The 24105-nt window shown below is 63.6% G+C and carries 18 protein-coding genes; 12 read left to right on the top strand and 6 right to left on the bottom strand.

Going from position 1 to position 24105, the window contains the following annotated elements; all coding sequences use genetic code 11:
* Positions 1-118: 118 nt before the first annotated feature.
* On the bottom strand, positions 119-829 hold the full coding sequence (locus G3N58_RS01550; RefSeq protein WP_167044859.1) for a FadR/GntR family transcriptional regulator: 711 nt from the start codon (positions 827-829) through the stop codon (positions 119-121).
* A 575-nt stretch (positions 830-1404) separates the two neighbouring features.
* Between G3N58_RS01550 and gudD the strand changes: the two genes are divergently transcribed.
* Positions 1405-2754: a glucarate dehydratase gene (gene gudD / locus G3N58_RS01545; protein ID WP_167044856.1), complete on the top strand. Its 1350-nt coding sequence runs from the start codon at positions 1405-1407 to the stop codon at positions 2752-2754.
* A 594-nt stretch (positions 2755-3348) separates the two neighbouring features.
* On the opposite strand, the gene G3N58_RS33950 is transcribed toward gudD, so the two are convergent.
* On the bottom strand, positions 3349-3534 hold the full coding sequence (locus tag G3N58_RS33950; RefSeq protein ID WP_240159098.1) for a hypothetical protein: 186 nt from the start codon (positions 3532-3534) through the stop codon (positions 3349-3351).
* Here G3N58_RS33950 and G3N58_RS01540 point away from each other — a divergent pair.
* Together G3N58_RS01540 and G3N58_RS01535 are read left to right on the top strand one after the other, a co-directional pair.
* Positions 3533-5755 carry a glycoside hydrolase family 3 C-terminal domain-containing protein gene (locus tag G3N58_RS01540; RefSeq protein WP_241016209.1) on the top strand — a complete coding sequence of 741 codons (2223 nt, stop codon included), beginning with the start codon at positions 3533-3535 and terminating at the stop codon, positions 5753-5755. The two genes, G3N58_RS33950 and G3N58_RS01540, sit on opposite strands and share 2 nt — an antisense overlap.
* Before the next feature lie 111 nt (positions 5756-5866).
* On the top strand, positions 5867-6664 hold the full coding sequence (locus G3N58_RS01535; protein WP_205998314.1) for a peptidylprolyl isomerase: 798 nt from the start codon (positions 5867-5869) through the stop codon (positions 6662-6664).
* A gap of 165 nt (positions 6665-6829) precedes the next feature.
* Here G3N58_RS01535 and G3N58_RS01530 read toward each other — a convergent pair whose 3' ends face one another.
* Entirely contained in the window at positions 6830-8338 is a 1509-nt protein-coding gene (locus tag G3N58_RS01530; RefSeq protein WP_167044929.1) for an MFS transporter, read from the bottom strand.
* A 494-nt stretch (positions 8339-8832) separates the two neighbouring features.
* Between G3N58_RS01530 and G3N58_RS01525 the strand changes: the two genes are divergently transcribed.
* The 4 genes from G3N58_RS01525 to G3N58_RS01510 all read left to right on the top strand — a co-directional run bounded on the left by G3N58_RS01525 (position 8833) and on the right by G3N58_RS01510 (position 13707).
* On the top strand, positions 8833-9792 hold the full coding sequence (locus G3N58_RS01525; RefSeq protein WP_241016956.1) for a porin: 960 nt from the start codon (positions 8833-8835) through the stop codon (positions 9790-9792).
* Between the two features lie 668 nt (positions 9793-10460).
* The gene (locus tag G3N58_RS01520; protein WP_167044847.1) at positions 10461-11168 is read left to right on the top strand and encodes a dienelactone hydrolase family protein; all 708 of its coding nucleotides are present in this window, start codon (positions 10461-10463) and stop codon (positions 11166-11168) included.
* 99 nt (positions 11169-11267) lie between these two features.
* Positions 11268-12278 (top strand): helix-turn-helix domain-containing protein, encoded by a 1011-nt coding sequence (locus G3N58_RS01515; RefSeq protein ID WP_205998313.1) that lies wholly within the window; start codon positions 11268-11270, stop codon positions 12276-12278.
* Between the two features lie 187 nt (positions 12279-12465).
* Positions 12466-13707: a Zn-dependent hydrolase gene (locus G3N58_RS01510; protein WP_167044923.1), complete on the top strand. Its 1242-nt coding sequence runs from the start codon at positions 12466-12468 to the stop codon at positions 13705-13707.
* 79 nt (positions 13708-13786) lie between these two features.
* Here the strand turns inward: G3N58_RS01510 and G3N58_RS01505 are convergent, their stop codons facing one another.
* Both G3N58_RS01505 and G3N58_RS01500 read right to left on the bottom strand, forming a co-directional pair.
* Entirely contained in the window at positions 13787-14092 is a 306-nt protein-coding gene (locus G3N58_RS01505) for a panthothenate synthetase (protein ID WP_167281873.1), read from the bottom strand.
* A gap of 129 nt (positions 14093-14221) precedes the next feature.
* Positions 14222-14887: a methylated-DNA--[protein]-cysteine S-methyltransferase gene (locus tag G3N58_RS01500; RefSeq protein WP_205998312.1), complete on the bottom strand. Its 666-nt coding sequence runs from the start codon at positions 14885-14887 to the stop codon at positions 14222-14224.
* 241 nt (positions 14888-15128) lie between these two features.
* Between G3N58_RS01500 and G3N58_RS01495 the strand changes: the two genes are divergently transcribed.
* The 3 genes from G3N58_RS01495 (at position 15129) to G3N58_RS01485 (ending at position 19059) form a co-directional block, all read left to right on the top strand.
* Positions 15129-16487, top strand: a complete 1359-nt coding sequence (locus G3N58_RS01495) for a leucine-rich repeat-containing protein kinase family protein (protein WP_205998311.1) — start codon at positions 15129-15131, stop codon at positions 16485-16487.
* 103 nt (positions 16488-16590) lie between these two features.
* Positions 16591-17574 carry a substrate-binding domain-containing protein gene (locus G3N58_RS01490; protein ID WP_167044832.1) on the top strand — a complete coding sequence of 328 codons (984 nt, stop codon included), beginning with the start codon at positions 16591-16593 and terminating at the stop codon, positions 17572-17574.
* 339 nt (positions 17575-17913) lie between these two features.
* The gene (locus tag G3N58_RS01485; protein WP_167281877.1) at positions 17914-19059 is read left to right on the top strand and encodes a branched-chain amino acid ABC transporter substrate-binding protein; all 1146 of its coding nucleotides are present in this window, start codon (positions 17914-17916) and stop codon (positions 19057-19059) included.
* 127 nt (positions 19060-19186) lie between these two features.
* Here the strand turns inward: G3N58_RS01485 and G3N58_RS01480 are convergent, their stop codons facing one another.
* The gene (locus G3N58_RS01480) at positions 19187-20578 is read right to left on the bottom strand and encodes a TIGR00366 family protein (protein ID WP_167044828.1); all 1392 of its coding nucleotides are present in this window, start codon (positions 20576-20578) and stop codon (positions 19187-19189) included.
* Between the two features lie 532 nt (positions 20579-21110).
* On the opposite strand from G3N58_RS01480, the gene G3N58_RS01475 reads away from it, so the two are divergent.
* Together G3N58_RS01475 and ilvD are read left to right on the top strand one after the other, a co-directional pair.
* Positions 21111-21932: an alpha/beta hydrolase gene (locus G3N58_RS01475; protein WP_205988308.1), complete on the top strand. Its 822-nt coding sequence runs from the start codon at positions 21111-21113 to the stop codon at positions 21930-21932.
* A gap of 270 nt (positions 21933-22202) precedes the next feature.
* Positions 22203-24065 carry a dihydroxy-acid dehydratase gene (gene ilvD, locus G3N58_RS01470; RefSeq protein ID WP_167281879.1) on the top strand — a complete coding sequence of 621 codons (1863 nt, stop codon included), beginning with the start codon at positions 22203-22205 and terminating at the stop codon, positions 24063-24065.
* Positions 24066-24105 lie beyond the last annotated feature (40 nt).

Here is a 24105-nt window from a genome sequence, read left to right as displayed (position 1 = left end):
TAGCCGCGTGACGAAGCCGGCGCGAACATGCTGCGCCGGTTTCCCGCTGGAAGTATCGAGGTGAAATGCAACTGCGCGGACTGGCCCAGTCTCGCGCCGATGCGCGGGCAAGACGCCCTCAGGCGCCGACTTTCGTCAACTCATGCGCGCGACGCAGCCGCTCGCGGCTGTTGCTCAGATGCATGCGCATCGCGGCGCGCGCGTCGTCGGCGTCCTGGCGTTCGATCGCGCGATAGATCAGCAGGTGCTCGCCGAGCACGTTGCGCAGCACCTCGATGTGATCGAGTTCGGCGATTTCGGCGGTGCCGAGCCGCGTGCGCGGACTGACCGAGCGGCCGAGCTGGCTCAGCACGTCGAAGAAATAGCGGTTGCCGCTCGCTCGTGCGATCTGCAGATGGAACTCGATGTCGTGCGCGAGCGTGTCGGTGCTGCCGCGCTCGAGTTCCGACTCGAAGCGGTCGAGCGCGGCGTAGATCTGCTTGAGGTTCTGCTCGGTGCGGCGCGAGGCAGCCAGTGCCGCTGCGGCGGCCTCGACGTCGATGCGGAATTCGATGATCGCCATCACGTCGAGCATGCTGGAGAGATCGGCGGCGGGCAACTGCATCGGTTTTTCGGCGGCCGGGGCGAGCACGAACGTGCCGATTCCGTGCCGTGTCTCGACGACGTTGGCCGCCTGCAGGCGCGAGATCGCCTCGCGCACCACGGAGCGGCTCACCGAGAGCTGCTTCATCATCGCGACTTCGGTGGGAATGCGGTCGCCCGGCCTCAGCGTGCCGCGGCGGATTTCATCGGAAAGAGTGGCGACCACCTTTTCAGTTAGGCTGCTCATTTTTGTGGCTTGTTGACTGATCCAGCAAAGTATCGCACAGGACTTTACTGGATTCCCATGCGTTCGACGGCGGCGCTCGGGGCTATTTCGCGTGCGGGCGCATGGTGAGCGCGCGGCGCAACGGGCCGTTATCAGGCGTTTCCGGTCGCCTGTCTGCTTGCGTGCAACTAACGGTCAAGCCGTTGCCTCGCCTGCGGCTTGCCGATACAGGTTATCGGAAAATTATAGTCATCAGACGTCTTAGTTCGACGTGGGACACGTCATGAGTTCTGGGTTTTCATGCCGTAAAGCCTTGTGCCTTAGAAAGATTGCAGGGTAAACACTCCTCTGGAATCGTCCGGGATATCGGAGTAGACTGTCGTCGTACAACGTGTCATGCTTGTCATGAGGCGATGTGCTTCGCCCGGATGCGCATCGTTGCGGGAGTCCCGAGGCCGCAACGTCCATTGGCTACACTGACGGTCGCAGGCGGCCGTCGATCCTTGCCAGTTCGCATTTCCATCCGGTCCGCTCGAAAGCGCGCAACTCGCGATGTCGTCGAAGGCCGGCTCATTTCACAAACAGGTGCTTTTTCCATGTCCACGAAACCAACCGAATCGAACGCCACGCCGGTCGTCACCGAACTGCGCGTCGTGCCCGTCGCGGGCCGCGACAGCATGCTGATGAATCTGAGCGGCGCGCATGGCCCGTTCTTCACGCGCAACATCGTGATCCTGCGCGATAGCTCGGGGCATACCGGCGTCGGCGAAGTGCCGGGCGGCGAGAACATCCGCAAGACGATCGACGATGCGCGGCCGTTCGTCGTCGGTCAGTCGATCGGCAATCTGCAAGCAATCCTGAACAAAGTGCGCACGCAATTCGCCGACCGCGACGCGGGCGGCCGTGGTCTGCAGACTTTCGACCTGCGCACGACGATTCACGCGGTGACCGCGCTCGAAGCCGCGCTGCTCGATCTGCTCGGCCAGCATCTCGGTGTGCCGGTCGCGGCTCTGCTCGGCGAAGGCCAGCAGCGCGACGCAGTGGAAATGCTCGGCTACCTGTTCTATATCGGCGATCGCAAGAAGACCGATCTGCCGTACGCGGACAACACCGGCGCGCGCGACGACTGGGAGCGCGTGCGCACCGAAGAGGCGCTGACGCCGGAAACGGTCGTGCGTCTCGCCGAGGCCGCGCAGGCGCGTTACGGCTTCAACGACTTCAAGCTGAAGGGCGGCGTGCTGCCGGGCGATGCCGAAATCGAAGCGGTCACGGCGCTGGCCGAGCGCTTCCCCGAAGCACGCGTGACGCTCGATCCGAACGGCGCATGGTCGCTCGCCGAAGCGGTGCGCCTGTGCCGCGACAAACACGACGTGCTCGCCTACGCGGAAGACCCGTGCGGCGCGGAGAACGGCTATTCGGGCCGCGAAGTGATGGCCGAATTCCGCCGCGCGACCGGTTTGCCGACGGCGACCAACATGATCGCAACCGACTGGCGCCAGATGGGTCACGCGATCCAGTTGCAATCGGTCGACATTCCGCTCGCCGATCCGCACTTCTGGACCATGCAGGGCTCGGTGCGCGTCGCGCAGATGTGCAACGACTGGGGCCTTACGTGGGGTTCGCATTCGAACAACCACTTCGACATCTCGCTCGCGATGTTCACGCACGTCGCCGCTGCGGCGCCGGGCAAGATCACCGCGATCGATACGCACTGGATCTGGCAGGACGGCCAGTTCCTGACGCGCGATCCGCTGCAGATCGTCGGCGGCAAGGTCAAGGTGCCGCAGAAGCCGGGTCTCGGCGTCGAGCTCGACATGGATGCGCTGGAGAAGGCGCATGCGCTGTATCAGCAGCACGGCCTCGGCGCGCGCGACGACGGCGTGGCGATGCAGTATCTGATTCCGAACTGGACGTTCGATAACAAGCGGCCTTGCCTCGTGCGCTGATTCGGGCCGCACGGCGGTTGAGGTAGTGTGATGTAAAGAGAGCGGCTGCGTGGTTTCCCATGCAGCCGCTCGATGTTTTTAAGGCCCGGTGTTGGCGTATGCCCGGGCGAATGCGCTTCACTCCAGGTTCGCTCATTGCGTATCGAGCGGACTCATCGGAGACCTTGCGGAAGCGCTCGTGTTTTCGTCTCGCCGAATCTTTGCCCATCCCTGCCGATCCCCTGCGGCAACGCTTGAGTTGTCGATCTTGAAATTCTCATCGGACATCAGCGCATCAATATAAGCCATTGTTTTTATTGGTTTGATGTAAACCCTAGTCGTCTGATGACGAATTTATATCTACGATGCCTATCACTGGATAGCAGACCGTGTCGCCGCTGTTAGCCCGAGGTTCGATTCGGCACGCGGATGAACATCAAGGGACGAAAAGCTTCCAGTCAGGCCTGCATGCTTTTGGGAGTCGAAGCTGAAGGGAGACAGCCGGCCGGGTCATAACAACTCATCAGGTAGTAATCCTTAGTACTAGAACGAGCAGTGCGTCTCGCGCATTTGTGCCTATAACAATTGAGGAAAGACAATGTCTGTGAAATTCATTCAGAGGAGAACCGCCGCCGCCGCAAGCATCATGTTCTTTCTGGCGGCGTGCGGAGGCAGCAATAACCCCAACCCATCGTCGACGGCTTCGGCGCCCACCCCGGCATCGACGCCGTCAGCCGCAATGCCGTGGATGAATACGTCGCTTTCTCCCGAAGCACGCGCGGCACTGCTTGTCCCTGCCATGACGCTCGCCGACAAGGAGGAGCAACTGGCAGGTTCGAACCCCGGGATTCTGCCCGAGTTGCCGCAGTGCTATGGCGCGCGGCACATTCTCGGTCTCGCGAAGTACGCGATTCCGACTCTGCGGATTACCAATGGCCCTGTCGGCATCGGCCAGAACGATTGCGTTTCTCCGTCCGTAACGGGCTATGCAGCCTATACGGATTCCAGTTCCGCCAAGGCGACGGCCTTGCCGTCGGCTATCGCGATGGCGGCCTCGTTCGATCCTTCCGTGGCAACCCAGTTCGGTAACGTGGTCGGCGTCGAGGGCGGGAATCTGGCGCTGCACGTGTTCGAAGCGCCCGGTATGAACCTGGCGCGCTTGCCGGTGGGCGGCCGCAACTTCGAATACATGGGCGAGGACCCGTATCTCACGGGCACGATGGGGGTCGCCGAAATTCAGGCCGTGCAGGCTCACGGCATGATTGCGATGGCCAAGCACCTGGTGGCGAACGAACAGGAAACGAATCGCATGACGATTCAGGAGAGCGTCGACGATCAGACGTTGCACGAGCTCTATATGCTGCCGTTCGAGATGGCGGTGAAAGCAGGCAACGTCGGCGCCGTCATGTGTTCGTATAACTCGGTGAACGGTTTCTCGATGTGCGAACAGAAGCACATTCTCTCCGATGTTCTGCGCGGGCAATGGGGCTTCAAGGGCTACGTGCAATCGGACTTCTTCGCCGCGCATAGCACCGCGCCGACCATGCTGGCCGGTATGGATAACGAAATGCCGCTGCCGCAGAACTGGACCCCGGCGAACCTGAACGCGGCGCTGGCTTCGGGCCAGATTCAGACCTCGGACATCGACAATGCGCTGCTGCGTCGCTATACGCAGATGTTCCGCGCGGGTATCTTCGATCGGCCGATTGCTCAGACTGCCATCAATGCGACGGCGGACGGTACGGTCGCGAAGCAGATCGGCGAGCAGGCCGCCGTGCTGCTGCAGAACAACGGTACCTTGCCGCTGAAAAAGACGGTTCGAAACGTGCTCGTGGTCGGCAAGGCGACGCAGGTCTATGCCCAGCAGGCCGTGGCCGGCGGCAGCTCGGTCGGCAACCCGATGGGTTCCGGCGGCGGCAGCTCCGATGTCGTCGCCTTGTACACGGTGACGCCGGTGCAGGGCATCAAGGACACGCTCGCCAACCTCGGGAACACCGGCGCAACGGTTCACCTGGCGCTCGTGGACGACAGCAATTCGACCGCCACGATCGATGGCGCGGCCGCGTCCATCTCGGCCGTGACGACAGCGGCGACCAGCGCCGATGCCGTGATCTTCATGGCCGGCTCCATGTCGGAAGAAGGCGCTGACCAAGCGACATTTACGGACTCGACGGGCCTGACGCTCGACACCGGCAAATACCTGAATACGCTCGATTGGTATGCGCCGAAGTCGAACTCGATCACGACCTCGAGTACCGCGAAGAACAGCAACACGCTGGCGTTGCTCCAGACCATCGTCGCGGCAAACAGCAATACCGTGCTCGTGCTGAAGGACAGCGCCGCCGAGGCTCTCGATCCTTCGCTTCTCACGGGCGGCACGTCCGCACCGGGCGCGATTCTCGAAACGTGGTTCCCGGGCGAGGAAGACGGGCATATCGTGGCGGATCTGCTGTGGGGTGTTGCGAATCCGTCCGGCAAGCTGCCGGTGACGTTCCCGCAGGTCGGCCAGGGCTTCATGGATTCGATCACGCCGTATCAGTATCCCGGCGTGTCGATCAACGGAAGCGCGACGGTGACTTACTCCGAGGCACTCAATGTCGGTTATCGCTGGTATGACGCGATGGGTAAGACGCCGGCATTCCCGTTCGGTTATGGCCTCTCGTACTCGACCTTCACGATTACCAACCCGACCGTGAGTTCCGGCGCGAACGGCACGTACACGGTGACCGCGGTCGTGAAAAACACGGGTTCCGTGGCGGGCGCCGAAGTGCCGCAGGTGTACGTCGCATTGCCGAGCTCGGCTGGAGAACCGCCCAAGCGTCTGGTGGGATTCCAGAAAGTCAGTCTGAATGCCGGCGGATCGCAGACGGTGTCCATCACGATCGATCCGGCCGCGCCGAATCATCCGCTCAGCACCTGGAACAAAGACTCGCAGCAGTGGACGACCCCGGCCGGTTCTTATTCGGTGTACGTCGGTAACTCGTCGCGCAGCCTGACGCTTGCGGGAACGATTACGCAATAACGTCGTGTTTAACGTTGCGTAAGTCGCCGGAGTCCGATGCTCCTTCGGACTCCGGCATAAGCGCTCGAACCAACCTGAGTGGTCCGCCGAATGAAAGTACTATCACGATGGATGCTTGCACTGGTGTTCGGTGCAACGCTTCCCCTGGCCGCGAGTGCCGCGGAAAAGCCATTTGTCACCGTCAACGGCAAACCGGTTTCTCAAGCAGACGCCGACTTGTATATCGGACAGGCGCATGCGCAAGGTTTTCCCGATTCGCCGCAATTGACCGACCACGTGCGCGACGAACTGGTGCGCCGCGAAGTCATCTTCCAGGCGGCGCAGAAGGCCGGCTTCGACCGGCAACCGGACGTCGCGGCGCGCGCCGAGGCGGCCCGGCAAAAGATTCTGGCTCAGGCTCAGGCAACATGGGAGACTGAAATCGTTAGGGAGTACATGCAGGACTTTCTCAAGAAAAATCCTGTCACTGACGATCAATTGCGGGCGATGTACAACGACATGAAGGCGAAAGGCGGGAGTACCGAATATAAAGTCCGCCATATCCTCGTCAAGGATGAAGGCGCAGCCAAAGACATCATTGCGAAGCTCAATAAGGGCGCATCGTTCGCGGACCTTGCTCGCGAATCGGTCGATCCGGGTTCGAGATATAACGGCGGAGACCTGAGCTGGGTCACGTCCAGCAAGGTCGTCAAACCGTTTGCCGACGCGATGGCTCATTTGCACAAGGGCGAATACACGCAGACTCCGGTTAAAACCGGCTACGGCTTTCACGTCATAGAAGTGGATGACACCCGCCCGTTGCAGGTGCCCTCGTTCGAGGACATGAAGCCGATGCTGTACCAGCAGGCACAGGCCGAACTCGTCGACAGAATGGTGAAGAATCTTCGAGCCAAAGCCACGGTTCAGTGAGCAGGCTCCCCTGACGTTCATCTCCTTGGGATGCGACGGAGAGCCTGGCGAGACGTTATCCAGCCTCTTCGACCTGCCCATTCGCTCCCCGCGCCCTTATCCGGACCGGGGAGCTTTTTTTATTCGAGCGGGGCACGCGCGATTTGCCGATCGCAACCGAACCGCTCAGTTCTTGTGAAACACCACGTGCGAAATGCGCGGCACGAGCAGCGCGGCCGCGAGCGATGCCACCGCCGTCAGCCACACGCCGAGATGGATCGACTGCACGAGCGCATCGCGCGCGCTATCGATCAGCGCGAGCGTGTCGAGTCCCGACGGTTTCATATCGGCGATCAAGCGGATGCGCGATGCTTCGTCGATCAGAATGCGCAGATCGACGAAACGCGGCTGCCATTGCGACGCGGCCGGCTCGCCGAGCACGCTCATCGTGCGCGTGACGACGCTGCGGTAGTGATGCGAAACCACGGTCGTGACGATGCTCGTGCCGAGCATGCCGCCGACCATACGCGTCGATTGCAGCAGCGCGGTCGTGATGCCGAAGCGTTCGCGCCCGGCGATCTCCTGGGCGAACACGTTCAGATTGTTGAGGATGAACCCGAGCCCGATGCCGACCGCGGCCATCGGCAGCGCGATGCGCACGTGCGGCGTATCGGGATAGGCAAACGCAAGCGCGATCGACGCGAACATCAGCAGGGCGAAGCCGATCGAGAGAATTCGCGTGGGCTTCTTCATGTGAATCACGATGCGCGTGTTCAGCAGGCTGCCGAGCGCGATACAGGCGGCGATCGGCGTGGCGAGCAGGCCGGCCTGTTGCGGCGAGAGGCCGAAGCCGCCTTGCAGCAGCAGCGGCGCGAAGAAGATCAGCGAGAACATCACGAAGCCGGACAGCATGCCGAGTGTGAACAGTGTGACGAGTTGCGAGTCCTTGAACAGGTCGAGGGGAATGATCGGGTGCGTCGCGCGTTTTTCGCAGATCAGCAGCGCAACCGTGCCAAGGACCACGCAGGTGCCGAGCACGACGTTGCCGGTCGTGAGGCCATGCTTCGGCACGCCTTCGATCAACGCCTGCAAGCCGCCGAGCACGGCTGCGACGAGCGCCGCGCCGAGCCAGTCGATTTTCACTTCGTCCTGTTGCGGACGCCGGAAGCTCGGCAGATGCGCCCAGGTGAAATAGAGCGCCGCCACGCCGACCGGCAGGTTGACGAGAAACGTGGAGCGCCAGCCGAGGTGTTCGCTCATCCAGCCGCCGAGCGACGGCCCCGCCGCCGTGCCGATGCCGTATGCCGCGGCCAGCACCACCTGCCAGCGAACGCGGGTGCGCGGATCGGGGAACAGATCGGGGATCGAGGCGAACGCGGTGCCGACCATCATCCCGCCGCCGATGCCCTGCAGCCCGCGCGCGATGACGAGAAACAGCATGTCGTTGGCGAGCCCGCACAGCACCGACGCCACCGTGAACGTGATGACCGAGGCAATCACGAAACGCTTGCGGCCGAAGTAGTCGCCGAGCCGCCCGAACACCGGCACCGTCACGACCGAGGCGAGCAGGTAGGCGCTTGCGATCCACGCGAAGTATTCGAAGCCGTGCAATTCGGCGACGATCGACGGCAGCGCGGTACTGACGACGGTCTGGTCGAGCGCGACCAGCATGTTGACGAGACCGATGCCGAGCATCGCGAGGAGGGCGTTGCGAAACGGCAGGGCGGAAGCGGAGGCGGTGGAATTCACGTGTCGGGCAGAAGGCGGTTCGGGTGGGCGCTGCGCGGTGGCGGGCGGGTCGGGCTCTTGGCGGCTTCGTGCAATGCTAGTTGTCTGACCTCTTGATGATTATACGGGTTTCCCCTTAATCGAAACTATTCGTTGAACGAAAAGAGACACGGGGAGGGTAAAAAATGGCCGGTTTCGCTGTGCGTGCGGGAAGGCGCCGGCCCATGCGTGCCGAACATGGTCGAACCTGGCCGAACGTGGTAAGTTCGCTCGCGATATATGTCCGATATGTGTCCGCGGAGGACTTCATCCTGCACGACGCCCCGGCTTCATTGCTCAAGACGGCCCGCACGATCCTCGCGGCCGCATGGCGCCAACGCGATGCGGCGAGGTTTGGCCGGGCCGTCGCCATGAGCGCCGCGCTGCTGCTCCCTTGCCTGCGCGAGGCGGCCGCCGCCGACATGAACGCCGGCTTCGTCTCGCTCTATGGCGTCTTCGACACCAGCATCGAAATCACCGATCCCGGCTCCGGCTGGACGCCGCGCATGGATTCGGGCGCGTATCGCGGTTCGCGCGTGGGCTTGCATGGCGCGGAGCCGATCGGCGGCGGCACGGCGATCGTGTTTACGCTCGAAAACGGTTTCAGCTCGGCCGACGGCTCGTTGCAGGTGCCCGGTTCGCTGTTCAACCGGCAGGCGTGGATCGGCGCGCGTGGCGCGTGGGGCGAAGTGAGAATGGGCCGTCAATATTCGCCGATCTACATCCCGTTCAAGGGCGGTCTCGACGCGTTCGGCGCCGGCATGATCGCCTCGGGGCTCAACAATCTGTCGAAGATCACGCCGTATGCGAACGACGCGTTCGCTTATCTGTCGCCGCGGATCGCCGGTTTCGACGCGACCGTGATGATGGCGACGCGCGATCCCTCCGAGGACGACGGCAACGGCCTCGACGGCTATTACGTCACGGCATCCTATCGGCTCGACGGACTGCACGTGCTGTACGCGCATCAGCAGACGCACGGCGCCGGCGCGCTGCGCGCGAATCTCGGCGGCGCGAGCTACGGCTTCGGCAAGTTGCGCGTGTGGCTCGCCTTCTTCAACGGCGACGGCGGCACGCCGGTGTATCACGGCGCGGGCGGATCGCTGTCGGCGCAGTACCGTTTTTCCGCCGTCGCGCGCGCCTCGCTCGGCTATGCGCATGTACGCGACTACACGCAGGCGGGCGCGAACGCGGACCAGTTCAGCGCCGCCTTCGAATACGACGTTTCGCCCACGCTGCTGCTTTACTTCAGCGCCGCTTATCTCGCCAATCACGACGACGCAAGCTTTACGCTGCGCGGCGTCAACGTGACCGGACTGCCGGTGGCTTATCCGGGCGCGCCGGTCGCGGGCGTGCAATTCGGCCTGCTCGAACGGTTCTGACACGCCGCGCAATACAGCGGGTTTTATTCACTGATTACCCAATCATTAGATAAAAGCGCTTAAATTTTCTGGAATGTGGGAAACAGGATAGGCGGGGACCGGGCGTATTAATTTTGAGATATCGCGTGTGATTTTTTGGCGAAACTATGATTTGCGTGGCAGGAATTTGACAGATTGCCGTAAATACAAGGTTTGCGGAATAAAAAAAGGCCGACACGATGTGTCGGCCTAAAGATCCTGGCGTCCGAGGATGTTTGCCAGAACCTGAGAGACATGCCCACAAACCGGCGCAGGGCACGGTGCACGGGACTTCGAGCCGGAAACCGGAGCGTATGAATATCGCGTCGCGGTTTCCCTCGTCAGGCTGGGACGGCATGTTTGGCCGATGGCGCTGGCGAGTGGGGTATTAACCAGAAAGCATGGCGGCAAGTATAACGTCAGCCCTGAAATTTGTGGGTACGAATGAGGCTAAATTAATTGTAAAAAAGTTCTTCTGCTTATCCAGATATTGGCCGGCTCGAATAAGGCGCCGATACGGAGTCGATAAGACGCCGAATTGAACGGCGCTACGCCCGTTCGAGGCGCCGGTTTGAAGCGCGGGAGCCGATAGCGCAGGATTCGCGGGACAGGCGCTATGCTACCGGTTTCGTCTATCCGAGGAGAAACCCATGACGCAGCCAGCAGGTTCGATGATTACCTTCAACCGTCCCGATGGCCGGCAACTTCAGGGCTACCTGGCCAAACCGCGGAAACCGGAGGGCGCGCCCGCGGTCGTCGTGATCCAGGAATGGTGGGGCGTGAACGGGCAGATTCGCGGTGTCGCCGACCGTCTCGCGCAGGCCGGCTACCTCGCGCTCGTGCCCGACCTCTATCGCGGCAAGTCGACGGTCGAGCAAGAGGAAGCGCACCATCTGATGAGCAGCCTCGATTTCGGCGATGCCGCCACCCAGGACGTGCGCGGCGCGGTGCAGTATCTGAAGCAGCACGCGGCGAACGTGGGCGTGACCGGCTTTTGCATGGGCGGCGCGCTGACGCTGCTCGCGCTGTGCAACGTGCCCGAAGTGGCGGCCGGCGTCGTCTGGTATGGTTTCCCGCCGCTCGACTATCTCGACGCCTCGAAAATCAAGGTGCCGGTGATGGGCCACTGGGCTCTGCAGGACGAATTCTTCGCGGCGGAAACCGTCGACGCGCTCGAAAAGAAGCTCGGCGAGGCGAACGTCGACCTCGAGTTTCACCGTTATCTCGCGCGCCACGCGTTCGCGAACGAAACGGCCGTCGGACCGGGCCGCATCGCGGCGACGCAGTACGATCCGGCATGGGCGCAGCAGGCGTGGGATCGTACGTTGACGTTCTTCGGCCGCACCTTGTGGAAATGAGCGCTTAGCGCCGTTCAGCGGCAGACTGGGGGCAGGCGGGGCAGGCGGGAGCGGCGCAGGGCATCCCGCCGCGCCTCACGCGATTCACGCGAGGACATCTTGACGACCGATTCCGCAACGGGCTACGCGGCCGCTCCGGTTTGCGACTATAGCCACTTCGATACTTACGGTAGCGCCGCGCGCCTGCAGTTGCCCGCGTGGCGCGAGCGCGTCGGCCATTTTCTCGACGTGCCGATCTCGCGCCGGCAACTGGCCGACGGTTTTCGCGGCAGCATCGACAGTTACCGCGTCGGCGGCATGGCTTTCATGGACTGCCGCACCGATCCGGTCGAGCAAACGCGCGCGGTCGCGCGCATCTCCACCGACAACGTGTGCCAGTTCGTGTTTCATGTGGCCGTGGACGGCGTGGTCGAAACCGCGACGGGTCTTTATCCGAAGCGCAATGCGGTGCAAACGGTGCCCGGCATTCTCGCGCTCGATCTGAACCAGCCGATGTGGATGACGCGCGGCCCATGCCGCGTGATGGCCTTGTTCGTGCCCCGCGAGATCGTGGAGGCGGTGCTGCCGGAGGCGGCGTCGATTCATGGCCGCGTGATCGAATATCATTCGCCGCTCGCGCGGATGATTCCCGCACATCTTGCCGAGCTGTCCCGCTCGTTGCCCGAGATGAGCCCGCAGGCCGCCTACGAGGCGCTCCGCGGCTGCGCGATGCTGATCGCCGCGGCCTTCGGCAGGCAGACTGGCTTGACCGGCAACGCTCGCGCGGCGGCGCGCACGGCGATGTTCGCGAGCGCGCGCCGCTATATCGACGCGCATCTCGGCCAGGCGGATCTGACGATCGACAAGGTGCTCGCCGTATCGCAGCTTTCGCGGCCCACGCTGTATCGTCTGTTCGAGCCGGAGGGCGGACTCGCCGCGTATATTCGCAACCGGCGGCTGCGCGAAGCGGCGGACGAGTTGCATCGCTATCCGCACAGGCCGGTGATCGAAGTCGCGTATGGCCTCGGCTTCAATAGCGCGTCGGATTTCAATCGCGCGTTCCGGCGCGCTTACGAAATGTCGCCGGGCGATTTTCGCGAGGCGGCGCTGGCGCTCGGCATACGCAGATAAGCGCGTGGCGAAGCCCGATGCGCGCCGCACAGGCATGCAGATGCAGCGCGAGCCGCCTATCGGCACGTCGGGCACGCCGGGCACACCAGGCACGCCGCGCCGGTCCAGTGAGGCCGTGATCGTTCGGCAAAACAGCCGCTATGGAAGCAGTAACGACATCAATCCGATCGCAGGAGATAACAACGTGGTGGTAAACATCAACCCGACCCGCCTGATGGCCGACCTTAAACATCTGCGCAGTTTCGGCGCGACAGGTCCCGGCGTGGTGCGGCTCTCGCTCTCGCCGGTGGATCTGGCGGCGCGCGCATGGCTCGTCGGCCGGATGACGGAAGCCGGGCTCGAGGCGCGCATCGACGGCGTCGGAACCGTGTTCGGGCGCTCGCGCAACGGCGGCCCCGCGCTGCTGGTCGGCTCGCACACCGACACGCAGCCGACCGGCGGCTGGCTCGACGGCGCGCTGGGCGTGATGTACGGCCTCGAGATCGCCCGCGCGCTCGCGGAGAACGAGGCAACGCGTCATCTCGCGGTGGACGTCGCCTCGTGGATCGACGAAGAGGGCACCTTCTCCGGCCTGCTAGGCAGCCGCAGCTTCGTCGGCGAGGCGGTCGACGAAGCGATTCGCGGCGCGGCGAACCGCCAGGGCGAGCGTCTCGAAGACGTGCTCGCGGCGGCCGGGCTCGCGGGACGGCCGCGCGCGCATTTCGAAGCGGGGCGGCACGTCGCGTATTTCGAGCCGCATATCGAGCAGGGCGGCCGGCTCGAAGCGATCGGCAAATCGATCGGCGTCGTCACGACGATCGTCGGGATGCATGAGTTGCGTTTGCGCTTCACGGGCCAGCGCAATCATGCGGGCACGACGCCGATGGCGATCCGCCGCGACGCGGGCGCGGCGCTCGTGGCGTTCATCGCGCGCATGAACGAGGCATTCGAGCAGCTTGCGGATGCCGACACGGTCTGGACCGTGGGCCGCATCGATCTCGATCCGGGCTCGATGAGCGTCGTGCCGGGCGCGGCCGACATGTATCTGCAATTCCGCGACGCGAACCCCGCGCGTCTGCAGGCGATGGAACAGCGGCTCGCCGAACTCGTGCGCGACTTCAACGCGCATCACGCGGTGAGCGTCGAATGGCAGAAGATCGACGAGCCGATCGAACCCGTCAGCATGGATGCGGCGCTTGCCGGTCATCTGGCGCGCGCCGCCGAAGCGCTCGCGCCAGAGCAATGGCTGCGCATGCCGAGCGGCGCCGCGCACGACGCGCAGGTGATCGCGCGCCGTATGCCCGCCTGCATGATGTTCGTGCCGAGCATCGGCGGCGTGAGCCACGACTTTATCGAAGACACGGCCGAGGAGCATATCGTGCTCGGCTGCCAGGTCGCGGCGACCGCCGCCGCTTCGATGCTGCTGGAAGCGGCCGCCCAGCGCGCCTGAGGGATGGCCGCGCCGGCGGTGCGGTGAGTTGCGTCTTGCCGCCGGCGTCGTCAAACGGGGCGCGCCGCGGTTTTCCCCGTTATTTCCATTTCGAGCCGAGCCCGTCGAGCCCGGCTTTCATCAGATCCGCGGGCAGCATCGCGATGCGCAGTTCGCACTCGGCGTCGAGCTTCAGGAACCACGGCTCGGCGAGTGCGGGAATCGCCGAGGCATCGTCGATGTTCACGACCGCCACCGCGCCGCGTTTGCCGCGTTGCTCGGTGAAGTAGATGCTCTCGGGCTTCGTTTCTTCGAGTATCTGCGCGATCAATTCGCCGGCGCGGCCTTCGCGCACGAGCGTGTTGAATGGCTCGTTGGGTATTTGTATGTTGAGAAGCATCCGCATGTCGTCCTCCCGATCGATGCCGAAATGGCATCTTAAGGATAGGTGCTGCATGCGCCGCCACTGGCGTCCATCGCGGACGATTTATCGCCCGTTATCGCCCGTTGCAGCCGCACGCGGGATGCGTCGGGCTCAGTTGCCGAACAACGAAGCCTGCGTTCCGCGGCTCGCCGCATGGCGCGCGGGTTGAGGCTGCACGCTGTCTTGCCTGGCCTGTGCCGCTTGCGTGGGGGCGGGCTTCGGCGCCGGCGGCCGTGCCTTCGCTGCGGCATCTGTCATTGCATCTGCTGCCTCATCGGCTGCCGCTTCCAGCGAAGTCTGCCCCGCTTCGAGCGAGAGCAGCAGCATCTTGTTCGCGAGTCCGCCAGCGAAGCCGGTCAGATCGCCCGACGCACCGATCACGCGATGACATGGCGCGACGATCGAAATCGGATTCTTGCCGTTGGCCGCGCCCACCGCGCGCACCGCGTTGACGCTGCCGATCTGCTGGGCGATCTCGGTGTAGCTGCGGGTTTGGCCGAACGGGATCGTCAGCAATGCCTGCCACACTTTCTTCTGGAATTCGGTGCCCTGAAAATCGAGCGGCAGATCGAACGCGTCGCGCGTGCCCGCGAAATACTCGCGCAATTGCCGCTCGGTTTCGACGAGCACCGGGTGTTCGCCCGCTTCGCTCATTTCGCCGAGGCGCACCCGGTTCGGCTTGTCGTTTTCCCACAGAATCGCGGCAAGGCAATCGCCCCTGGCCACCAGCTTCAACTGCCCAACGGGCGAGTCGATCAATTTGTATGTGTAAGTCACTTTGCTTGACTCCTGACGGGGTGAGGCCATTCGGGCCGACCGGCGCGAGAAGGCGCGCCGTTATGGAGCAGTGTGCTCGCCGCGTTGTCCGAAGGCGCTCCAGATATTGCTATTTCATTCGCATTGCATGGCCGTATTTGATACGACGATCATGTCACTGTACCGCAGACGGCTCGCGACTCAGTAGAATTGATACCTTCGGTACGACGCGCGGCGCTACCCGAATCTCTTCTCCTCGATCGTGATTACGACTCTAGAACAACTGCGGGCCGGGCAACTGGCGGGTACGCGCCAGCTCAAGCTGGCAGGCGGCCTGCGCGAATTTCCGCGCGAGATTTTCGATCTCGCCGATACGCTCGAAGTGCTCGACCTCTCGAACAACGTGCTCTCGACGTTGCCCGACGATCTGCCGCGCCTGCGCAAGTTGCGCATTCTCTTCGCATCCAATAACCCGTTCACCGCATTGCCCGAGGTGCTTGGCGAATGCGCGCAATTGAGCATGATCGGCTTCAAGGCGAATCGCATCCGTACCGTGCCGGGCCGCGCATTGCCGCCGTCATTGCGCTGGCTGATTCTGACCGACAACGAGATCGAGCGCTTGCCCGCCGAGCTTGGCCGCTGTGCGCAATTGCAGAAGCTGATGCTGGCCGGCAACCGCTTGCGCGCCTTGCCCGAGGAACTGGCCGCGTGCTCGCGGCTCGAACTGCTGCGGCTCGCGGCAAATCGCTTCGACGCCTTGCCGCGCTGGCTGTTGCGTCTGCCGCGCCTGGCATGGCTCGCCTATGCGGGCAATCCGTTTGGCATGGCGCTCGAAAATGCGGCGCTGATCGATATGCCGATCCGCGCGATTCGCTGGGACGCGTTGAAGCTCGAACAGCCATTGGGCGAAGGCGCGTCGGGCGTGATTCATCGCGCCTCGCTGTTTGCCGGCCGTGCGGATGCGCCGGAGCGCGAACCGCATGCGGTCGCCGTAAAGCTCTTCAAAGGCGCGGTGACGAGCGACGGGTTGCCCGACTGCGAAATGGCCGCTTGCATTCGCGGCCGCGACCATGCGAACCTGATTCCGGTGCTCGGCAAGGTGGTCGATCATCCGGCGGGCGCGCACGGTCTCGTGATGGAACTGGTCGATCCGTGCTTCGCCAACCTCGCGGGTCCGCCGAGCTTCGAGTCGTGCACGCGCGACGTCTATCGCGACGGCACGCGTTTCGATCTCGCGACCGTGCTCGGCATTGCAAGCGGCATCGCGGACGTCGCGAGTCATCTGCATCGGCGTGGCGTCATGCATGGCGACCTGTACGCGCACAATATCCTGCATGGCGGTGCGGGGCATGCATTGCTCGGCGATTTCGGCGCGGCATCGTTTTATGATGCCGATGATCGAAGTTCCGGCATGGCCTTGCAGCGGCTCGAAGTGCGAGCCTATGGCTGTCTGCTCGAAGAACTGATCGAGCGGTGCGAAGTGCCCGATACGCCGCCTCGTCGCGCCGCCGTCGCGCAACTCGCGGCGTTGCAGGCGCGCTGCCTGAGCGACGAGATCGACAGCAGGCCGCTCTTCGATGAAATTGCCGCGAGCCTCGCGGCCCTGAAGGACGCACAATGAGCATGCGACGATACCGGCACGGCCGGCGCCACGATAATCCTGCATCGGCACTGAAGGCGCGCGCTACCGCGATACGCCAGGGCCGCAGCGAAGGAGCCACGCGATGACGCCGAACCTGCGCCGCCGCATACTGCTCGCCGGTACGCTGGCCGCAAGCGGACTCGCGGGCCTGCCCGCCCTCTTCGCGAGCGACGCATGCGCTGAAGCGCTGCCCGGCGCGAAGCGCAAGATCGCGCTCGTGCTGAAGTCGATGTCGGACCCGTTCACGGTCTCGATGGTCGATGCCGCACGCAATTATCAGCGGCACTTCGCGTCGCAATTGAGTCTGACCCTGCACGGCACGGCCAAACAGACCGACACGGCCGCGCAGATTCGCATCGTCGAGGACATGATCAAGGCGCAGATGAATGCGATCGTGCTCGCGCCGACCGACTCGAAGGCGCTCGTCGCCGTCGTCGCGCGCGGCATCAAGGCCGGCGTCATCATGATTACGATCGACAATCCGCTCGACGACGCGGCGCAGGCGGCCGCCGGCATTTCCGTGCCGTTCGTCGGGCCGAACAATCGCAACGGCGCGAAGCAGGTGGGCGATTATCTGGCCAGGCACCTGAAGGCCGGCGACGAGGTGGGGATCATCGAGGGCATTTCGGTCAGCACCAATGCGCAGCAGCGCACGGCAGGCAGCCGCGATGCGATGGACGCGGCGAACGTGAAGGTCGTCGCGGTGGAGTCAGGCAACTGGGACTACGCCAAGGGCCGCGACGTGGCCGCGAAAATGCTCGGCGAGCATCCGCAGATTCGCGCGCTGCTGTGCGGCAACGACAGCATGGCGATGGGCGCGGTCGATGCGATTCGCGACGCGGGCCGAAGCGGTAGCGTCTATGTGACCGGCTATAACGCGATCGATGCGATCAAGCCCTTGCTCGCCGATGGCCGCGTGCTTGCCACGATGAACCAGTTCGCCGACCGCCAGGCCGTGTTCGGTATCGACTTCGCGTTGCGGGCGGTCACCGAGCGGCGCAAGCAGCGCGACTTGTCGACGCTGATCGAGACGCCGCTGCAACTCGTGACGTCTCCCAAAGGTTGAAGCACCGCATGCGGGCCCGCTATCCGGGCCGCATTTCTCGCGCACTTTTCGTGACGCTTGATAACGCTTTCTCGAGCGCGGCAATTCAGAAAACAGACTGAAAAAAGTATTGGCGATACTGCTTTGGCGATATCGCATCAAGCCCGTTTGTGTTTTAGCCTGTCGTTTCCGGCGGTTTTGCGTTATCGTGCTGCAGCAAAAATAGCGGCTGCCGGTGTATTTCCCGCGTATAGCGCGGGACGCGCCGCGATTCGATTTATCCATTGCTGCATGGCGATGGATTCGGAAGGATCAGGAACGCCAACCAGCCGGTTGGCAAGCAAAGAGGAGATGTGTCGTATGTCGTTCAAGTTTCATAAGCTGTTGCCGGTTAGCGCCGCGGTCGTGGCATTCGCAAGCATGGTGGGCACCGCGAACGCGGACCAGATCGTCAAGATCGGTCACGTCGGTCCGCTGACGGGCGGCTCCGCCCACCTCGGCAAGGACAACGAAAACGGCGCGCGTCTCGCGATCGAGGAAATCAACGCGAAGGGTCTCACGATCAACGGCCAGAAGGTCACGCTCGTGCTCGACGCACAGGACGACGCCGGCGACCCGCGCCAGGCGACCCAGGTTGCGCAGAAGCTCGTCGACGACAAGGTCGTTGCGGTGGTCGGCCATTTGAACTCGGGCGCGTCGATCCCGGCCTCGAAGATCTATAGCGATGCGGGCATCGCGCAGATTTCGCCTTCGTCGACGAACCCGGCCTATACGCAGCAGGGCTTCAAGACGACCTATCGCGTCGTCGCGACCGACGCGCAGCAGGGCCCCGCGCTCGCGACCTATGCCGCGAAAAACCTGAATGTGAAGAGCGTCGCGGTGGTCGACGATTCGACCGCATACGGTCAAGGTCTCGCGAACGAATTCGAAAAGACCGCGAAGGCACTCGGCCTGAAAGTGATGTCGCACGATGCGACCAACGACAAGGCCGTCGATTTCCGCGCGATTCTGACCAAGATCAAGGGCGAGAATCCCGACGCGATCATGTACGGCGGCATGGATGCCACCGGCGGTCCGTTCGCGAAGCAGGCGCGTCAACTCGGTCTGCGCGCGAAGATGCTGTCGGGCGACGGCGTCTGCACGGAAAGCCTCGCCGATCTCGCCGGCCCGGCGGCAGGCAACGTGGTGTGCTCGCAGGCCGGTATGGCGGTCGAGCGCATGAACGGCGGCGCGGAATTCGCGGCCAAGTACGTGAAGCGCTTCGGCCATCCGATCGAATTCGACGCACCGTTCACGTACGATGCGGTGTATATCGTCGTCGATGCGATGAAGCGCGCTAACTCGACCGATCCGGCGAAGGTGCTCGCGAAAGTGTCGGGCACCGACTACAAGGGCGTGACCGGCGAAACGACGTTCGACGCGAAGGGTGACCTGCAGCACGGCGTCATCTCGCTGTACGACTACAAGGACGGTAAGAAGACGCTGCTCGACGTCATGAAGATGTAAAAGCGCTTGCCAGGGTAGAAGAGGAAAAGGCCGATGAAGCATAGCTTCATCGGCCTTTTTTAACGGCAATGGCTTCGCTCGAGCGAGGCCATTGCATTGATGGCGGCGCTTACAGCACCCACGGCACCTACGGCACGAGCCACAGCGCCACGGCATAGATCACGAGCGACACGGCGAACGTCACTGCCGTATAGCCCATGACGCGCTGAATGCGGATGCCCGCGATCGCGACGATCGGCACGGCCCAGAACGGTTGCAGCATGTTCGACACGTTCTCGGCCATCGCCACGCCCATTGCGGTACGCGGCACCGATGCGTGCAGGCTGATGGCGGCAGGCAGCACGAACGGACCCTGCACTGCCCAGTGACCGCCGGCGCTCGGCACGAGCAGCGTGATAATCAGCGAACTCAGATAGCTCCACAACGGCAGCGTGGCCGGCGAGGCAATCGTCACGAACGCTTTCGCGATCATCGACGCGAGGCCCGTGCCCTTCATGATGCCCATGATGCCGCCGTACATCGGGTATTGCAGCAGCATCGAACCGGTCTGACGCGCCGCGCGGCGGATCGAATTCGCGTAGGCGATCGGCGTGCGCTGCAGCGCGAGTCCGATCAGCAGGAAGATCAGGATCGTGTTGTTGATGTCGAGATCGAAGCCTTCCTTGTGCCACGTCATTGCGAGGTAGCCGATGCCGAGCGCGAGCAGCAGCAGCGTGCCGAGAACCGATCGTTCGAGGCGCGCCGCGAGCGACGAGGCACCGCTCGCGCGAGCATGCGGATCGTCGCTTGGTGCGTCGGCGGCTTCCTCGCCGCTCTGGCGAAACGCGACGACGTTCTCGGCTTTCGGATGCATCCTGATGAAGATCGCGGTCATCACGACCACGACGAGCACGGTCGGAACGAACACGAACGGCGCGAAGATGGTTTCGCCGAGCGGCACCACGTGGCCAGTCGCTTTCTCGACGAGATTCAGCGCGTTGCCGTGCGATGCCTGCGAAAGCGCGATCGAACTCGACAGCCCGCTGTTGCAGATCGACCAGGCCGAATAGCTGCCGGCGACGAGCCACGCGAAATCGACATCGACGCGCCGTGCAATTTCCCGCGACAGCAGCGCGCCGACGATCAGACCGAGCCCCCAGTTGAGCCACGCCGCCACCGCGACGACCGGAAACACGAGCAGCGCGGCGCGCGTCGGCGTATTCGCGTTGGCCGCGAGCGCGCGCAGTCCGCGCTGCACGATGGGGGCTTCCGCAATGGCGTAGCCGGTCGCGAGGATCAGGATCATCTGCAGTGCGAAGCCCAGAATGCCGAATGTTCCGGTGTACCAGGAATCGAGCAGCGTCGGCAGCGTTCCGGTCGGCGCGATCAGCAGCGCGAGCGCGGCGACGAAAAACGTCAGGCAGATGGACAGCACGAACGGGTCGGGCATGACCTGCTCGAAAACGTAAACCAGGCCTTCGACGAGGCTGCGCGACGTGGCGGGCTGGGCGGCAGGGTGGGGGGAAGTGTCTCGCGTCATATGTGTGGCTCTGAATGATGCCCGGTCATTTGCATGACGGAGCGAACAGGGCAGGTGCGCGGCGTGCCGTCAGGACCTCTGCCCTCCTTTTCAATGTTCTTGCAATGAACATCGTTTCGTTAACCGAACGGGCTATTATTCTGCTCACGCGAGATCAATGTCAAGAAAAGCGATGCTCGACGTTGGACGTTTCGATCATAGAGCACCGAGTTTGCAATTCGTCACAATCGCACCTTCGATTGCGCTTGCAGGCGCCGAAGTTAAATGAGAAGGTGCAGCCCCATGAAGACGGGCGAGTTGATCTTTGGCATGACGAAATGAGTCGAGGCCGAACGATTGGAATGCCAGTGCGAGACTGCCGGGCGAAGTCCTGCTGCATGGTGCCGATCCGTTTTCCCTTGACACACTGCGCGAGTCAAGGTGAGCACGCCGAAGGCGTCAGGCCTCGCGTCGCGAACGTTTTTGCGATACGCCCGTTGGGCGCTTGCAATCTCAGCGAACTCAGCGATCTCAACGAACAAGACCAAAGACTATGACGATTGTTTATCGCGGCATGGACCGGCCGACACTCGATGCGGCCTACAACAACACCAAGGCCATTCCTAACTTTCCGGAAGTCCTGGCGGATTTTCAGTCGCGTAGCGCGACGCTGTACGAGCGTGTGCCGGGCCGGCGCGATCTGCGTTACGGCGAGCGCGTTCGCGAGCGTTTCGACTGGCTCTCCTGCGGCGAGGCCGATGCGCCCACCTTCATCTTTATCCACGGCGGCTACTGGCAGAACTGCGTGAAGGAAGATTTTGCGTTTATCGCCGATGGTCCGCTCGCGAGAGGCTTCAATGTCGTGCTGGCCGAATACACGCTGGCGCCCCAAGCCTCGATGACGCAGATCGTCGGCGAGATCGGCCGGCTGCTCGATCATCTGCACGCGGACCCGGATGGGCTCGGCATCGCGGGTCGGCCCGTGTGCCTGAGCGGGCACTCGGCCGGCGGTCATCTGACGGCGCTGCATCGCGCGCACCCGCTCGTCACGCGTGCGCTGCCGATCAGCGCGCTGGTCGATCTCGAACCGGTCAGCCTGTCGTGGCTCAACGACAAGCTGCAATTGAGCCCGCACGAAATCGCCGCCTACAGTCCGCTGCATCACATCGGCAAGGGCGTGCCGACCGTCGTCGCGGTGGGCGCGGCGGAATTGCCGGAGCTCGTGCGCCAGTCCGAGGACTACGCGGCGGCGTGCGGCGCCGCCGGCGAGAACGCCGTCTACGTTCCGATGCCGGGGTGTACGCATTTTTCGGTACTCGACGATCTCGCGCGGCCGGACGGGATGCTGCTGAGCGCGCTTCAGCGACTGGCTTGAGCGTCAGCGCGCCGGAGCGGGGTCGCCGGCATCACCTGATCCGCTCGAATCGATTAATATCTTTTCCGACCCAATGGCGCCGGAAAAATATATTGGACGTCTTACCGGCGCTCTTGCACTATTCGTTTCCAGCGCAAGCCGCGCCCCGTGGCGATTCTCACCGCTCGCGGGCCAGCGGAATGTCGGCGCCGCCCACGGCGGGTCCACGGCAGCGCCCCGGCGGGTCCGCGCGCCATTCCAATTCGATAACAGCAATCCCCAAGGACACAGATGCCTCACTATCGCTCACGCACCTCGACGCATGGCCGCAACATGGCCGGCGCCCGCGCTTTGTGGCGCGCCACCGGCATGAAGGACAACGATTTCGGCAAGCCCATCATTGCGGTGGTGAACTCGTTCACCCAGTTCGTGCCGGGCCACGTGCATCTGCGCGACCTGGGCGCGCTGGTCGCGCAGCAGATCGAAGCGGCTGGCGGCGTGGCGAAGGAATTCAACACGATCGCCGTCGACGACGGTATCGCGATGGGCCACGACGGCATGCTCTATTCGCTGCCGTCGCGCGAACTGATCGCGGACTCGGTCGAGTACATGGTCAACGCGCATTGCGCCGACGCGATGGTTTGCATCTCCAATTGCGACAAGATCACCCCGGGCATGCTGATGGCCGCGATGCGCCTGAACATTCCGGTCGTGTTCGTGTCGGGCGGTCCGATGGAAGCGGGCAAGGTCAAGTCGCCGGCCGACGGCCAGGTGATCGCGAAGATCGACCTGATCGACGCGATGATCAAGGCCGCCGATCCGAAGATCAGCGACGCCGAAGTCGCCGAGGTCGAGCGCAGCGCGTGCCCGACCTGTGGTTCGTGCTCGGGCATGTTCACGGCGAATTCGATGAACTGCCTGACCGAAGCGATCGGTCTCGCCTTGCCGGGCAATGGCACGATCGTCGCGACGCACGCATGGCGCAAGGGCCTGTTCGAGCAGGCCGGCCGTCTCGTCGTCGATCTGTGCCGCCGCTACTATCAGGAAGAGGACGCGTCGGTCCTGCCGCGCAATATCGCCACGAAGCAGGCGTTCGAGAACGCGATGACGCTCGACGTCGCGATGGGCGGCTCGACCAACACCGTGCTGCACCTGCTGGCCGCCGCGCAGGAAGCGGGCGTCGATTTCACGATGTCGGATATCGACCGCATCTCGCGCAAGGTGCCGTGCCTGTGCAAGGCGGCGCCCATGACCGACAAGTACCACATCGAGGACGTGCATCGCGCGGGCGGCATCATCGGTATTCTCGGCGAACTCGCGCGCGCGGAACTGCTCGACCTGTCGTGCGGCAACGTGCATAGCGGCACGCTCGGCAACGCGATTGCGAAGTGGGACGTCGCCGGCGGCGCGGGCGAGGAAGCGCAGAAGTTCTTCCGCGCGGCGCCGGGCGGTATTCCGACCACGGTCGCGTTCAGCCAGGAAGCGACGTTTGCCTCGCTCGACCTGGACCGCAAGAGCGGCTGTATCCGCAGCAAGGCGGATGCGTATTCGAAGGACGGCGGCCTCGCCGTGCTGTACGGCAACCTCGCGCTGAACGGCTGCATCGTGAAGACCGCTGGTGTCGACGAATCGCAGTGGAAGTTCTCGGGCCGCGCGCGCGTGTTCGAAAGCCAGGACGCAGCCGTCGAGGCAATTCTCGGCGACCAGGTGGTCGCGGGCGACGTCGTCGTGATCCGCTACGAAGGTCCGAAGGGCGGCCCCGGCATGCAGGAGATGCTGTACCCGACGTCGTATCTGAAGTCGAAGGGCCTCGGCAAGACCTGCGCGCTGTTTACCGACGGACGCTTCTCGGGCGGTTCGTCGGGCCTCGTGATCGGCCATGCGTCGCCGGAAGCGGCCGAAGGCGGCATGATCGGTCTGGTAGAAGACGGCGACAAGATCGAGATCGACATCCCGGAGCGCAAGATGCATCTCGCGGTGTCGGACGAAGAACTCGCACGCCGTCGCGCGGCGATGGAAGCGCGCGGCGACAAGGCGTGGATGCCGGCGAACCGCGAGCGTGTCGTGTCGCAGGCATTGCAGGCGTATGCGGCGCTCGCGACGTCGGCGGATCGCGGCGCGGTGCGCGATATCTCGCAACTGAAGCGCAAGTAAGACGGGCATGGCGCGCTAACGACGCGCTGATGTGGCGATA

This window comes from Paraburkholderia sp. Ac-20342 (assembly GCF_017104985.1).
In the GTDB taxonomy this organism is placed as follows: Bacteria; Pseudomonadota; Gammaproteobacteria; order Burkholderiales; family Burkholderiaceae; genus Paraburkholderia.
Note: the sequence above shows the minus strand (reverse complement) of the source record. Positions and strands in the feature narration are given on the sequence as shown.

What these genes read in the sequence shown, in the direction of transcription:
- G3N58_RS01475 (WP_205988308.1), top strand. Translation starts at nt 21,111, where the DNA reads ATGACGATTGTTTATCGCGGCATGGACCGGCCGACACTCGATGCGGCC.
- gudD (WP_167044856.1), top strand. Translation starts at nt 1,405, where the DNA reads ATGTCCACGAAACCAACCGAATCGAACGCCACGCCGGTCGTCACCGAA.
- G3N58_RS01530 (WP_167044929.1), bottom strand. Translation starts at nt 8,338, where the DNA reads ATGCTCGGCATCGGTCTCGTCAACATGCTGGTCGCGCTCGACCAGACC.
- G3N58_RS01525 (WP_241016956.1), top strand. Translation starts at nt 8,833, where the DNA reads ATGAACGCCGGCTTCGTCTCGCTCTATGGCGTCTTCGACACCAGCATC.
- G3N58_RS33950 (WP_240159098.1), bottom strand. Translation starts at nt 3,534, where the DNA reads ATGGCAGGGACAAGCAGTGCCGCGCGTGCTTCGGGAGAAAGCGACGTA.
- G3N58_RS01535 (WP_205998314.1), top strand. Translation starts at nt 5,867, where the DNA reads ATGCTTGCACTGGTGTTCGGTGCAACGCTTCCCCTGGCCGCGAGTGCC.
- ilvD (WP_167281879.1), top strand. Translation starts at nt 22,203, where the DNA reads ATGCCTCACTATCGCTCACGCACCTCGACGCATGGCCGCAACATGGCC.
- G3N58_RS01505 (WP_167281873.1), bottom strand. Translation starts at nt 14,092, where the DNA reads ATGCGGATGCTTCTCAACATACAAATACCCAACGAGCCATTCAACACG.
- G3N58_RS01550 (WP_167044859.1), bottom strand. Translation starts at nt 829, where the DNA reads ATGAGCAGCCTAACTGAAAAGGTGGTCGCCACTCTTTCCGATGAAATC.
- G3N58_RS01490 (WP_167044832.1), top strand. Translation starts at nt 16,591, where the DNA reads ATGACGCCGAACCTGCGCCGCCGCATACTGCTCGCCGGTACGCTGGCC.
- G3N58_RS01480 (WP_167044828.1), bottom strand. Translation starts at nt 20,578, where the DNA reads ATGACGCGAGACACTTCCCCCCACCCTGCCGCCCAGCCCGCCACGTCG.
- G3N58_RS01520 (WP_167044847.1), top strand. Translation starts at nt 10,461, where the DNA reads ATGACGCAGCCAGCAGGTTCGATGATTACCTTCAACCGTCCCGATGGC.
- G3N58_RS01540 (WP_241016209.1), top strand. Translation starts at nt 3,533, where the DNA reads ATGACGCTCGCCGACAAGGAGGAGCAACTGGCAGGTTCGAACCCCGGG.
- G3N58_RS01485 (WP_167281877.1), top strand. Translation starts at nt 17,914, where the DNA reads ATGTCGTTCAAGTTTCATAAGCTGTTGCCGGTTAGCGCCGCGGTCGTG.